Origin of the sequence: Kocuria arenosa (assembly GCF_042879215.1) — a bacterium.
GTDB classification, from domain to species: domain Bacteria; phylum Actinomycetota; class Actinomycetes; order Actinomycetales; family Micrococcaceae; genus Kocuria; species Kocuria arenosa.
Genome location: NZ_JBHZTA010000001.1, coordinates 616,812 through 630,047, shown reverse-complemented (window position 1 = coordinate 630,047; position 13,236 = coordinate 616,812). Strand labels below are relative to the sequence as shown.

The window sequence follows — 13,236 nt, the reverse complement described above, 5'->3', positions numbered from 1 at the left end:
CTCTCAGGAACGCAGCCCGTCGAGCAGGTCCTGGGCCACGCCGCGCCCCTGCGGGCGGAACGCGTAGACGCAGGCGAGCCGCAGCCGGGTCGCCTCGGCGTGGAGGGCCAGACGCGCGGGGTCGGCGCCCAGTGCCCGGGACACCACGCTGACGGCCTCCTGTCCCGCCGCCCGCAGCGCGGGGTCGAGCAGGCCCTGCGCCGCCCGCAGCTCCAGGTGCACGGAGAGGTTCGCGAGGTCCAGCTCGGGCTCGCCGAGCGCCGCGGTGTCGAAGTCCAGCAGACCCAGCCGTGCGCCGTCGAAGAGCAGCTGCTTGTCGTGCAGGTCCCGGTGCAGCACCACCCTGGTCCGCCGGGCGGCGGGCAGGGCGGAGAGCTCCTCCCCGATCCGCCGCGCCAGTGCCGCGGCCGTTCCCGGCGGGGCCTCGAGCAGGCCGGGGAACGCCTCGAGGTGAACCGCCCAGCGGGCCAGCGTGCGGGCCTCGTCCTCGGCGGCGTGCTCCGGCAGCTCCGCGCCCGGCACGGCGGTGGCCAGGGCCGGCCAGCACCGTGCCCACTCCTCCCAGGCCGCACGGTACGCGTCCGTCTGCCCCGCCGCGCCCAGCTCGTGCAGACTCCGGCCGCGCAGCACGGAGAACTCCACCCGGTCCTCGGCCCGGGACAGGACCGCGGGCACGGCGAAGCCCGCCGCCGTGCCGAGTCCGTGCAGCCGGTCGGACCGCTCGGCGACCCGCGGCGCCTGGGCTCGGGCGAGGAACTTGACGAAGCGGTCCGGGGTCCCGACCACGGCACGGCGGCGGTGCCGGTGCACGACCACCCGGCCGCCCGCCGCAACCGCGGCGGCGAGTCCCGGCAGGCGGGGATCCTCGCCGTGGGGCAGGACGCGGACGGTCCACGGCCGTCCCGGACCGGGGGTCGCCTCGCCCGCCCGGACGCGTCCGTGCTCGTCCTCGAGCTCGAGCACGATCCGGGGGGAGTCCGCGGGCCAGGCGCGGCGCACCCGCAGCGGACGTCCGTCGGCATCCGGCACGCTCTCCGGGATGCGCACCGGGCCGGTCCCCCGGACCCGCACCGGGTTGTCGTCCGGGACGCGCGTCGGGTTGGCGGCCGGGACGCGCGCCGAGTCGGCTCCGGCGCCCACCTGGCCGGCCTCCGGGACGTGCACCCGGTCCGCGCCGGCGCGCACCGGACCGGAGCGGGCGGCGCCCACCACCACGGACGGCGCGGCCACCGGCGCCCGCCCCGCCTGCGCCACCAGCCGCTCGGCGAGCGCGAGCCGCTGTTCCGTGCGCTCCCGCCAGTCGGCGGCGGTCGAACGGAACGGCTCCATGCTGCGGGCCAGGACGTGGAACGCGGCCCAGGCCAGGATCTCGGACCACGGCGGGAGCGCCGCCCCGGACCCGTAACCGCGCAGCAGTGCGCCGGTCAGGGGGAGCTCGTCCGGTCCGGCGAGTGCCTGCCCGGCGCCCGTCCCGAGGGTCTCGGCGGCGAGGAGTTCGACGGCGAGGAACCCGCCGAGGTCGTCGGCCGCCGCGCCGGTGCGCACCCGGTCGAGGTCGGCGAGGCGGAGCTCCGGCACCCCGGGGCGCCCGGAGCGGCGCACGAGCACCTGGTCCGCGGAGAAGTCCCCGTGGAGCAGGCGGGCCGCGGCTCCGGCGCGGCCCGCGAGGGCCTCGGCGACGGCTCGGCCGGCGACGGCGCAGCGCGCGGCCGACCGCGGGTCGAGGGCCGACAGGTCGGCGGCCAGGGAGCGCAGCTTCCGGTCCGCGTCGAGAGGAGCGCCGACCCGTGCGGAGCCGAGGAGCGACGGGCCGCGCACGTGCAGCTCCGCCAGGGCGGTGCCCGCGGCGGCGGCCGCGAGCACGGGCCCGCCGTGGCCGGGTCCGTCCGGGTCGGCGGCGTGGGCCGCGAGGTCCCCGTCCCCGAACCACGGGTAGTGCAGCACGTGCGGTGACACCGGGAGGCCCGGGACGGGCACCGGGGCGAGCACCCGGAGCCCGGCGGCGGCGAGCCGGGTCAGCAGCAGCGGGTCCGCCGGGGCGGGACCGGCGGTGAGCTTCGTGACCGGGCCGGGCCCGTCGTCGTCGGGACCCGTGAGGACCGCACGGCGGCGGGGATTGTAGCGCAGCAGCCGCGCGGGGTCCCCCGGCCGCCCGAGCCTCCCGGCCCGTTCCGGCCCGAGCACGGCGAGCGCGCGCCGCAGCGCAGGGTCCGTGCCGACCGTCCCCACCGCCAGGCGGTGACCGGTCCGTCCCGGCAGGTCCGCGACGAGCACGGGCGCGGCGCGGCCGTGCTCGTCGCGCGCGCCGAGGTCCAGGACCTTCTCGAGCTTGTCGCGCCCGTTCCCGGCGGGGGCGTAGGCCGCGACCCAGTGCACCGAGCCCGTGGTCCCGACGTCCACGCGGGCCACGACCGAGACGCCGGGCTTGTAGCGCAGGTGGCTGGTCCGGAGCGGACCGCCCAGCTCGTGGCCGAAGAGCTCGGTGAGCCGGCCGGGGTCGAGGACCGTGGCGAGCGCGGGCAGGCTCTCCCAGGAGTCCGGCAGGGGCGACGTCACGAGCGGACCTCCCGGCGGTCCTGCGCCCGCTGCTGCTCGACCCACGCGGTGAACACGCCGTCCGGCCGGGCGAGCAGCTCCTCGGGGGTTCCGTCGAGCAGGATGCGCCCGTCCTGGACCCACAGCACGCGGTCGGCGGCGAGCGCGAGGGCGGCGTCGTGGGTCACCGCGAGGGAGGTGCGGCCGCGGACGAGACGGTCGACGGCGTCCAGCACGTCCCGGGCGGACCGGGGGTCCAGCCCGGTGGTGGCCTCGTCGAGCAGCACGACCGGCGCGTCCCGCAGCAGGGCGCGTGCGATGGCGAGCCGCTGGCGCTGCCCGCCCGAGACCGTCGAGCCGCGCTCCCCCACCGGGGTGTCGTAGCCCTGCGGGAAGGACATCACGAACTCGTGGGCCTGGGCCGCGGCCGCGGCGGCCTCGACCTCGGCGTCGGTGGCGCCCGGGCGACCGAGCCGGATGTTCTCCCGCACGGTGCCGTGGAACAGGACGGAGTCCTGCAGCAGCAGGGCCGTGCTGCCGCGCACCGTGCCGAGGCTGAGGCCCCGCAGGTCGTGGCCGTCGAGGGTCACGGAGCCGGTGACCGGGTCCATCATCCGCACCAGCAGGGAGACGAGGGTGGACTTCCCGGACCCGGAGGGGCCGACGACGGCGACGTGCTGGCCCGCCGGGACGACGAGGTCGAGGTCGCGCAGCACGGTCCGCCCGCCGCTGCCCGGGTCTCCGTACGCGGCGTCGACGAGGTGGAAGGCGATCTCCCCGCGCACTCCCGGCAGGACCAGGGCGTCCGGGGCCTCGCGCACGTCCACGGGCTCCTCCACGAGGTCGGCCACCCGTTCTCCGGAGGCGGCGGCGCGGGCGATGCGCCCCGTGTACTTGGCCATGTCCCGCAGGGGCTTCATGCACGTCTTGAGGTAGGTCGTGAACAGGACGAGGTCGCCCAGGCTCATGGCCCCCTCGAGCACCCGCAGGCCGCCGCCGAAGATCACGGCCGCGGTGGCCACGCCCACGATCACGTCCGTGGCCCGCTCGAGCGCGGCGGCCAGACGGCGGGACTGCACGCCCTGGGTGAGGGCCTGCCGGTTGGAGCGGCCGAAGGACTCGGCCAGGTGCTCCTCCAGCCCGTAGGCCTGGACCGTGCGGATCGCGCCGAGGGACTCGTGGGCGGTGTTCGCCAGCGCGCCCTCCCCCTGCCGGGTCCGGCGCGAGGCCTCGGTGATCCGCCCGGAGGACCCGCGTCCCACGAGCAGGAAGGCCAGGATCGCCACGACCACCACGGAGGCGAGGAGCCAGTCCAGGAGGAGCATCACCGTGCACATCACCACGAGGGTGATGACGTTGGCCAGCAGCGGCAGGCCCGCGGTCACGGCCACCTCCTGGAGCTTGCCGATGTCCGAGACGAGCCGCTGGACCGTGTCCCCGGCCCGGGAGACCGAGTGGTAGCGGTCGGAGAGGGCCTGGACGTGCGCGAACACCCGTTCCCGCAGGGCGGTGGAGACCCGGGAGCCGACGAGGGCGAACGCGACCGTGGCGAGGTAGTTGGCGAGCGCGCGGAAGCCGACCACCGCGATCGTGGCCAGGCCGGCGGCCAGGAGCAGCTGCCACGAGGCCTCCGGGATCCACGGGTCGACGTTGTCGGCGCCGAGGGTGAGGGAGATCGCGTCGACGACGATCTTCAGCGGCCAGGGCTCGAGCACGCGGAAGGCCACCTCCGCCAGCAGCACCACGACGCCGCCCGCGGCGAGCAGCCGGTGCTCGCGCAGGTGCGGGGCGAGCAGCCCGAGGGTGCGGCGCAGGGCCCGGCGGTCGAGCCGCTTCCCCCCGCTCACCGCGGCGCTCCCCCGGGAGCCGGGCGCGGCGCGGCGCTCCCGCCGAGCCGCGTGCCGGTGACGTCCGTGCCGGCGACATCCGTGCCGGCGAGGTCCGTGCCGGCGAGGATGCCGTCGAGCACCGCGGTCCAGGAGCGCCGGGCGACCGCGTCGTGACGGCCGGCGCGCCCCATGGCACGCCGCCGCTCGGGCTCGGTCACCAGCGCGTCGACGGCCCCGGCCAGCGCGGCGGGGTCCGAGGGCTCCACGAGCAGCCCGGTGACCCCGTCCTCGACGGCGGCCGGGACCTGGCCCACGCGGGACGCCACGACCGGCAGGGCCGCGGCGGCGTACTCGTAGATCTTCAGCGGCGAGAAGTACTGGTCCGCGGCGTGCCGCGTGGCGGGATAGGGCGCGACGGCCACGGCGCAGTCGGCCAGCAGCTCCGGCACCTCGGCGGGAGCCACCGCGCCCGTGAACTCGACCTCGACGCCCAGCCCGCCGGCCAGCTCCTGGAGGGACGCCCGCTGGGGGCCGTCCCCCACCACGCACAGGCGCCACTCGGCGCAGGCCACCGCGCGGGCGTGGAGCAGGTGCTCCACGCCGTGCCAGGGCTTGAGCGTGCCGACGAACACGACCACCGGCGGCACAGGGTCCGGTCCCCGGGCGGCCGAGTCGCGGCACGGAGGGATGCGCTCCACGTTCACGCCGTTGGGGGCGACCAGGACCTGGCCGGCGGTTCCGCCGGCGGCCGCAACGGTCCGCTCCACCCAGCGGGCGACCGGCTCGGAGACGCAGGCCGTGCGCTCGGCGGCGGCGACCTGCGCGGCGAGCGCGGCGCGGGCGGCGGCCTCGTCCACGAGGTCTCGGTGGGTCCGCTGCTCGTCGATGAGGGGGGCGTTGACCTCGAGGACGCCCGGGACGCCCAGCGCCCCGGTGATCCCGGCGAGGGCGGTCGAGAACAGGGAGTACCGCTCGTGGACCGCGTCGGCGCCGTCGGCGACGACCCGCTCCGCGATCCGGCGGGCGGCGTCCGCCTGGGCCCGCTCCCGGGCGGCGACGAGGGCGGCGCGCCCGGGGGCGGGCCCGGAGGGGGCCGCCGGCACCGGGACGTGGACGACCGGGACGTCGGCGAGGTCGTCGGGGACGTCGTCGCCGACACGGGTCGCATAGAGGCGGACGTCGGCGCCCCGGGCCCGCCAGGCGCGCAGGATCTCCTGGACGTGGACGGAGGCGCCCTTCGTGCCGAACACGGGGACGCCGGGGTCGGCGCAGACGTAGGCGAGGCGCATCAGCGGTCGGCTCCTTCGGTGACCGGGACGAGACCCGGGGCGGGGACGCGCGCGGGGACCGGGGCGAGGCCGGGGGCGGGGACCTGGGCCAGGTGCCGGCCGGGAACCGACAGGGCCGGAACGGGCGGGGGCAGCAGCGCCCGCAGCGCGGCGGCCTGGCCGGCGGAGTCGTGGTCCCGGGCGACGAGCGCGCGGGCGGCACGGGCGGCGCGCACCCGGTCGAAGCCGGGGTCGGCGACCGCGGCGAGCGCGCCGAGGAGGGCGTCGTCGTCGTCGGCGGGCACGAGGATCCCGGTGCGCGGCGCCGCGGTGCGCACCACTTCGGGGATGCCGGTGACGTCGCTCGCGATCACGGGCACGCCCATGGCCATCGCCTCGAGCAGCACGGTGGGCAGGCCGTCGGCGTTGCCGTCGGCGCCCACCGTGCACGGGGCCGCGAAGACGTCCGCGGCGCGCAGCAGCCGCCCGATCTCGGCCTGGGTGCGGGGCCCCACCAGCTCGACGACGTCCTCGGCGCCGAGCTCCGCGACCAGGGCGCGCAGCGGCCGGTCCAGCTCGCCGCCGCCGGCGATGGTGACGGACAGCCGCCCGCCGCGGTCCCGGTACCGGGCTGCCGCCCGCACGAGGCGCTCGAAGCCCTTCTTCTCCACGAGCCGGCCCACCGCCACGACCCGCAGGGCCTCCCCCACGGGCGCGGGGTCCCGGTAGGGGAAGCGGTCGAGCTCGAGGCCGTTGCGCACGAGCCGCAGCCGGTGCGCCTGCGCGGGGAACGCCGCCGCCAGGTGCCGCCGGTTGTACGCGGAGATCGCCACCACGTGGTCCGCCCGCTCGATGGTGCGGCGCAGCCGGGCGGGGTCCACGGACTCGTGGAAGATGTCCTTCGCGTGGGTCGTCACGGAGAACGGCACCCCCGTGAGCCGGGAGGCGATCTCCGCGACGTGCGCGGCAAGGGTCGCGAAGTGCGCGTGCAGGTGGGTGATGCCCTGCTCCACGACGCGGGTGGCCAGCGCCACCCCTTGATGGACCTCCGAGGCCTCCGTGCCGGCCAGCTCCGGCAGCAGGGCGGCGAAGCGGGGCCCGAAGCCGGGGACCACCTCCGCCGCGCGGGCCAGGACCGACCAGCCGGCAGAGGCCCGCTCGGGACGCTCCACGTGCTGGACCGGTGCCTGGACGCGGGCGAGCTCGGGGTGGAAGCGCGGGTCGGTGCTGTGCCGCAGGGCGAAGATCGTGAGGTCCTCGCCCTGGGCCTCCCGGGCCAGGACCTCGGTGACGACGAACGTCTCCGAGAAGCGGGGGTAGACCTTCAGCACGTAGCCGATGCGGTGCCCGCTCACCGGAGGTCTCCGGCCCGGGCCGGGACGGCCGCCGCCGGCACCGGTGGTGGACCGGCGGGCAGGAGCCGCGCCGCGAGGACGGGCACGGTGTGCAGACCGTCGAGCGCCAGGTGCCGGCGCAGCCGCACGGTGCCGACCACGCGGTGCAGCCAGCCGCTGAGCGCGGTGCTGGTGAGGGCGTCGGCGGTCAGCACGTCCACCGCGCCGTGCGCCTGGAGGGCGCGGGCCCGGATCAGCTGCTCCTGCCGGGGCCGGTCGCGGGGCACCAGGAGGGCGGGGGTGTTCGTGGTGAGGATTTCGGCGACCGAGTTGTAGCCGCCCATGGACACCACCGCGCTCGCGTCGACCACCTCCGCGAGCGCGTCGGGGACGGAGGGCAGGACGAGGGTGCCCGGCACGGCGGCGGCGTGCACCTGCTCGGCGTGCTCCTCCGGCATCTGCGGACCCGTGATCACCACGTGCCGGTGGCCGTGGGGCACCCGGGCGCGCGCGGCCGCGAGCGTCAGACGGTGGCCGTCGGAGCCCCCGCCGGCCATGGTCAGGACGTAGGGGCGGTCCACGCCGCTCGTGCGCCTCCCCGTCGCCCGGCCGGTCGCGAGGTAGCCGGTGTGGCGGACCAGGTCGGCGAGCTCGGCCGGGATCTCGCCGGAGACCACCGGGTCGTGCACCGCACGGTCGCCGTACACCCAGATCTGGTCGTAGACGTCGCGCACGGAGTGCAGGTCCCCGAGCGCCGCCCACTCGCGGGACGCGGCCGCGGGCTCGTCGAGGACCTCGCGCAGGCCGAGGACCACGACCGTGCCGGGGCTCCGGTCCCGCAGCCTCCGCAGCGGACCCAGCAGCTCCTGGTCCACGCCCCAGGCGTGGCGGTCGACGACGACGAGGTGCGGGCGGAAGCCCGTGAGGGCGGCGTCCACCATCCCGGAGCGCAGTGCGGTCAGATGGGGCATGCCCACGGAGAGGTTGCGGGGCGCGTAGCCGCCCGCCCCTTTGCGGATCCCGGGCAGCACCACCCAGTCGAAGCCCTCGGGCCGCCCGTAGGAGGTGGCGGCGTCGATGCCGGTCAGCAGCATGCCCGTCACCGGGCGCCCGGTCAGCGCCGGCAGGTGCTGGGCGAGGGTCCGGGCGAGGGCCAGGTTCCGGCGGGTGTGGCCCAGACCCTGGGAGTCGTGCGAGTACAGCACCACCCGCAGCTCGTCGTCGCTCATCGTGTCCTCCTCGGGGGAAGGCGCCGGTGGGTCCGGCGCCGGTGCAGCTGCCGCCCACTGTGGCCGAGGGACATGATGAGAACATGAGCCGTCGATGAAAAGGTTCTCATCTGCGGAGTGGTCCCTGTCTCCTTCCGGGGCCGCCCGTTGCGGCCGTTCCGCCCGTGGAACGGTCGCAGTCCGCCGGCCGCCGGTCGGCATCGAGGACGCCTCGTGCAACGGCCGGTGCGCTCAGTGGCGCGGAGGACCCGAACGCCGGTCACCGGCCCCGCGAAGAGCGCGTGGTGGTGAGCCGGCCCGGCCGGATGTCCTCTGAGGTGTGGCCATGGCCGAGTCCACCCGCCCCAGTGTCCTGGCAGACGCCCGTGCGATCGCCGCTGCCGACCCCGCCGGGCAAGGCACCGCGACCACCCTGCTCAGCTGTCCGGGCCTGCACGCCGTGGCCGCCCATCGACTCGCCCACCGCCTGTGGTCCACCCGGTGGGGCCAACCCGCGGCCCAGGCCGTCGCCACGCCGTGGTCGGGGACGGAGTGCTCATCGGTTCCGGGGCCAAGGTCGTCGGCCCGGTCATGCTCGGGCCCAGGGCGAGGATCGGCGCGGGCGCCGTGGTCACTCACGATGTACCTGCCGACACCACGGTCGTGGGCATCGACGAGTGATGCGCCCGGACCGAACCCGCTTCGTCCTGCAGGCACCGCAAGCCGTCCCCGCAGGAAAGGTCGGTCCTGGCGATCAGGTCATGGAGCGGTTCTCCAGCATCACGTGCACCGAGCGGAGCGGCTCCGCTCACTCCAGTTCGATGAACAGCACCCGGGTATCCGTGGTTCCCACGTGGTGACCCACGTGGTTCTGGGCCGGCAGCCATTGCACGTGGTGGGCAGCCATCTCGACCGCACGAGCAGTGCCGTCGACGGTGATCTCCCGCTGGAGCGCGCTGAGGGTGACCATCACGCTGTCCCCCTGGTGATGCTCATGGGTCCTGTCGCCGGGGTGGTCCCGGTACTCCAGCATCCTCATCTGCTCGTTCTCGAGAACCACCCTGTAGAGGTGCGGGTCAGTCGTCATCGGGGCCTGTGCCATGGTCGGCTCCCGAAAGGTGCGGCTCCCGTCGCTGTGCATCGGAGGATCGGAGCCTGCGAGCCCGCACGATACGCCTTGCCCTCGGGCAGAACAGCGCCATCCCCACGAGCTCATCGACGCCTGGGCCCCACAGGCAACGGCGGCGATCGGCGCTGCGCAGACAGCCCGGTGCCAGTGGGGAACCGGCGGCGACATGATGGCCGAACCAGGCGCCGCCGCCACCGTGCCGACAGCACCACCCCTCAGTGCTCAGGTCACCCGGCGGCCGCCCCCGAGTCGCCCGACCCATGGGTCCTCACGGAACCCCTGCTGCCATGCAGACCACGTGGGTGCCCAGGCTGTGGTCCTGACTCCGGTCCACGTTCTGGGCGGTGAGTGGGACACCTGCAGTGGCGCTCCTGACCGAGCAGTTCTACGAGTGGATGACACCGTCGCAGGCAGCCGACGCTCTCGAGGAACACCTCACCGAGCGTGGCCCGGTGTTGGAGCACCTGCGCTCTGAACTTGCCGGTCACGCCCTCTGCCCGGACGAGGTGCTCGACGGCACGCTCGACTCCGTCGCATCGGTGTGGGAATGGGTCACCGACCGGGTCGCCGAGCTCGGGGTCGACCCGAGATCGCTGGCCGAGGACCCGACCCGGCCCGGCTGGCCCAGCTGGGCACGGCACGGGATGCTCGTGGACCCGCACCCACCCGCCGAGTCCCTGGCACTGGCGGACGGGTTCGCCTCCTACCTGGGGCAGATCATCACCACCGCCGTCCCCGAGGCGCACTGGCAGAGCGGTCATCACCGCATCAACGACTTCCCCGTGCTCCACCGCCCGGTGCTCGCCGGCGCCGAACACCAGGTCTTCCTGCTCGGCCTGCCGATCTACAGCGCCTACCAGTCCGACCACGGCCGCGACCCGATGACCGGGACCGAGATGGTCGACCACCTGCGGCGGACGATTTCCGCGCTGCGTGGGCAAGGCCCGGAGTCGGTCTCCGGTCCCGCGCGGGCCTGCTCGCCGGGCGGGGCACCGGCTCGGACTTCCTCTTCACCGACTCGGGCCGGTGAGCACATCCCGCCCCCAGGTGTCGACGCGTGGCTCGTGGCGCCATTGAGGTCCTGGGTCGAGCAGCGATGGGGGTCGGGGTCGGCTCCGCTTACGGCAGGTAGCCCGGGGCCGGTTCCAGCCCGAAGAACTCTTCCATGGTGTCGACGTCGGGCTCGCCGGGCTTCCGGTGCGGGTCGTGGGCTGCCGCCTGCATCTCCTCGGCCAGGTCGGTGCCGACGTAGCGCAGGTGCCAGGGCTCGTAGGCGTAGCCCGTGACGTCCTGCTCGTTCTCCGGGTAGCGAATGATGAACCCGTATTCCCAGGCGTGCTCGGCCACCCAGGCCCCGACGGGAGTCTCATCGAAGCAGTCCTGAAGTGCGCAGGTTCCGTCGGCGTTGGCCACGTCCATGGCCAGCCCGAGCTGATGCTCGCTGTAGCCGGGACGGGCTGCGATGGTGTCGGCGGTGGCCTGCCCGTACTGGGCCACGTAGCTGTCGTAGAGGCTCGCCTGGTGGGCGTAGGAGCGGTACCCGCTCACGGCCACGAGGTTCACCCTGTCGGCTTCCGCGGCCTTGGCCATCCGCTGGTAGGCCTTGGCCGCCTCGGTGCGCAGGTGCTCGGTCTGGATCCGGATCAGGTAGTCCGGCACGTAGCTGGGCGGGTCCAGCGGCCGATGCTTGTTCACCACCACCGTGACGCTGGCGGCCGAGTCGATGTCGTAGTCCGCCGGTGCCGCGACCGCCGCCGACGGGGCCATCAGCCCTGCCGCCAGGCTCAGTGCCGCCGCCCCACCCAGAAGTCCGCTCAAGTTCTTCATCATTGCCACGCCCCCCGCGTGTCCAGAACAAGGTCTGCGTCAGCATACCCGCATGTCCCCTGGGCATATGAGTTGCCTTACAGGAGCACATCGTCCGGGCCGGGTGTGTCTGCGATGGCGTCTCCCGTCGGAGGGGCGCTCAACCGGTCCCTGTCTCCACCGGTCAGCGCACAAGCCCTCACTTCCACGTGGACCTGTAGAGGTCCTCAGGGGATTCACGGCTCATCAGCCTTCGCCCGCAGTTCTGCCTTTCACTTGAGTACTCCGCCAGGTTTGCCGGCGGAGTACTCAAGCTCATGGGCTACTGGACGGCGCTGTGGGCGTTCACCCGGCCATGGGCCCAGGAGGTGCCGGTGCCAGGGATCTTGTCGGCGGTTGACTCGACCTGGGCGCGGACGGAGGTGTGGGTCGCACCGGGATCGGAGCTCCAGACCAGCGCGGCAGTGGCAGAGACGATAGCTGAGGACACCGAGGTGCCGTTGCCGATGTCATAATTCGGGGATCGGTTGTTCTGCGTTCCCAGCACGAACGTGTGGTTCGGGAAGGTCGAGTAGACGTTGACCCCGGGCGCTGCGACGTCCACCCAGCTGGCTCCGTAGGTGGAGAACGAGGCTCTGACGTCGTTGTTGTCGGTAGCGGCCACGGCGATCACGTTGGGGTAGGCGCCCGGGTAGATCTTGGTCTGGTTGCCGCCGTTGCCGGCGGCGGCCACGAGCACCGTCCCCTTGTTCCAGGCGTTGTTGACAGCACTTTCCAGAGTGCGTGAGGAGCGCACGCCGAGGCTCATGTTGATCACCTTCGCGCCGTTGTTCACCGACCAGTTGATGCCGTTGGCCAGACCGGAGCTGGAGCCGATCCCGCTGTCGTCCAGGACCTTCCCGTCCAGGACCTTGCACCCCGGGCAGGTGCCGGCCACACCTACCGTGTTGTGGGTGGCGGCGACGTGACCGGCCATGTGCGTTCCGTGGCCGTACTTGTCGTCACCGGCCACGCCATTGGTGAAGTTGGCCCGTGCCACGACATTGGGGGTGATGTCTTCGTGGTCGCCGTCGACACCGGAATCGAGGACGGCCACTTTGATGCCACTACCGGTCGTGACGTTCCACGCCTCGACGGCATCGACATCAGCGTCCAGCTTGCCGCCGGCCACCACGATGTCGCCCTTGGTGTTCGTGAATGATTGCCCCTCGTTGTGCAAGGCGTACTGCCGCGAGAAGTACTTGTCGTCTGTCAGGGCAGTCACCATGTGGTCCGGCTCGGCGTACTCCACTGCCGGATTCCGGCTCAACGCTTCGATGAGTCGCAGCTCTTTCCCTTCCGGCACCCTGATGAGGTGAGCGCCCGTGCCCCCGATCTCGGGCCCTTGCTCCAGGCCATGCTGGCGCAGCACGCCTGCTGCCGCTTCCTGGTCGCGGAACTTCACCATGATCTGCCCCGCGACGTGTGGCACCTCGGGTGCCGCGTCGGCCGGGACGGCGAAGGTCATTGCGCTGACCCCCAGCATGGCCGCTACGAGAGTCGCCAAAATCTTCTTCTTCATGATGAAGCTCCGTTGAGTGGTTCCAGCAGTCGATCACTGTACGAAGAACTGTTCCGTTGCTGCGCCTGTCACCGCACCACACCAAGCCGCTCAAGCCACGCAGTTCGAGTTCTCCCCTGGGACCGACGAGATCAGGGCCTGGGCGAGACAGCCTGTGCGCTGCTGTGGGACGGTGGGCGATCCGCCTCGCGTAGGCCCAGCTTCCTCCGGACGGCACGTACTGTCGAGACGCCGGCGACCAGAGCAGGAAACTCCGACCAACGATGGCCCGGGAGTGACGGGTGAGCCCTGCCAGGCGGAACCTGCCGGGGGTCTCTGAAGTGACCCCGACGGCCGCTAGCCGGGGAACATCTCCTGCCCCTGTCGCACCACTCGGTAGATCGTCCGATCAGCTTCCCCACGTCCACCCCGTCTGTCTCGCAACCCACGCTGAGCATCCGATTGTAGGGGGATGGATAACGCACACGGATGCGAGACAGGCCGAACCGCGGAAACATGCGGCCACGAATATCTTGGAGGAGACGTCTCGCATCCCTTGGCTTGGGAGGGGTCGATGCTCGGGTCAG

The 13,236-nt window shown here is 73.8% G+C and carries 9 protein-coding genes; 1 reads left to right on the top strand and 8 read right to left on the bottom strand.

The genetic code is table 11. The features are described from left to right. Positions 1-3 precede the first annotated feature (3 nt). Genes ACFYE3_RS02900 through ACFYE3_RS02880 form a run of 5 tightly spaced genes read right to left on the bottom strand, consistent with a single transcriptional unit; the run spans position 4 to position 8,195 of the window. A complete protein-coding gene (locus tag ACFYE3_RS02900; RefSeq protein WP_387605081.1) occupies positions 4-2,556 on the bottom strand; it encodes a phosphotransferase in 2,553 nt (850 codons plus the stop codon). After that, positions 2,553-4,382 carry an ABC transporter ATP-binding protein gene (locus ACFYE3_RS02895; RefSeq protein WP_387605082.1) on the bottom strand — a complete coding sequence of 610 codons (1,830 nt, stop codon included), beginning with the start codon at positions 4,380-4,382 and terminating at the stop codon, positions 2,553-2,555. Before ACFYE3_RS02895 ends, ACFYE3_RS02900 begins: the two co-directional genes overlap by 4 nt. After that, the gene (locus ACFYE3_RS02890; RefSeq protein WP_387605083.1) at positions 4,379-5,653 is read right to left on the bottom strand and encodes a glycosyltransferase family 4 protein; all 1,275 of its coding nucleotides are present in this window, start codon (positions 5,651-5,653) and stop codon (positions 4,379-4,381) included. The genes ACFYE3_RS02895 and ACFYE3_RS02890 overlap by 4 nt, the downstream gene beginning before the upstream one ends. Beyond that, positions 5,653-6,987 carry a glycosyltransferase gene (locus tag ACFYE3_RS02885; RefSeq protein ID WP_387605084.1) on the bottom strand — a complete coding sequence of 445 codons (1,335 nt, stop codon included), beginning with the start codon at positions 6,985-6,987 and terminating at the stop codon, positions 5,653-5,655. Before ACFYE3_RS02885 ends, ACFYE3_RS02890 begins: the two co-directional genes overlap by 1 nt. Next, complete coding sequence (locus ACFYE3_RS02880; RefSeq protein WP_387605085.1) at positions 6,984-8,195, bottom strand: glycosyltransferase family protein; 1,212 nt, start codon at positions 8,193-8,195, stop codon at positions 6,984-6,986. Before ACFYE3_RS02880 ends, ACFYE3_RS02885 begins: the two co-directional genes overlap by 4 nt. Before the next feature lie 516 nt (positions 8,196-8,711). On the opposite strand from ACFYE3_RS02880, the gene ACFYE3_RS02875 reads away from it, so the two are divergent. Then, positions 8,712-8,855 (top strand): hypothetical protein, encoded by a 144-nt coding sequence (locus ACFYE3_RS02875; RefSeq protein ID WP_387605086.1) that lies wholly within the window; start codon positions 8,712-8,714, stop codon positions 8,853-8,855. 127 nt (positions 8,856-8,982) lie between these two features. Here ACFYE3_RS02875 and ACFYE3_RS02870 read toward each other — a convergent pair whose 3' ends face one another. From ACFYE3_RS02870 to ACFYE3_RS02860, 3 genes are all read right to left on the bottom strand, one after another. Continuing rightward, positions 8,983-9,276, bottom strand: a complete 294-nt coding sequence (locus tag ACFYE3_RS02870) for a cytoplasmic protein (protein ID WP_387605087.1) — start codon at positions 9,274-9,276, stop codon at positions 8,983-8,985. 1,146 nt (positions 9,277-10,422) lie between these two features. Continuing rightward, the gene (locus ACFYE3_RS02865; RefSeq protein ID WP_387605088.1) at positions 10,423-11,121 is read right to left on the bottom strand and encodes a M15 family metallopeptidase; all 699 of its coding nucleotides are present in this window, start codon (positions 11,119-11,121) and stop codon (positions 10,423-10,425) included. A gap of 310 nt (positions 11,122-11,431) precedes the next feature. Beyond that, positions 11,432-12,670 carry a S8 family peptidase gene (locus tag ACFYE3_RS02860; protein WP_387605089.1) on the bottom strand — a complete coding sequence of 413 codons (1,239 nt, stop codon included), beginning with the start codon at positions 12,668-12,670 and terminating at the stop codon, positions 11,432-11,434. Between the last annotated feature and the right edge of the window lie 566 nt (positions 12,671-13,236).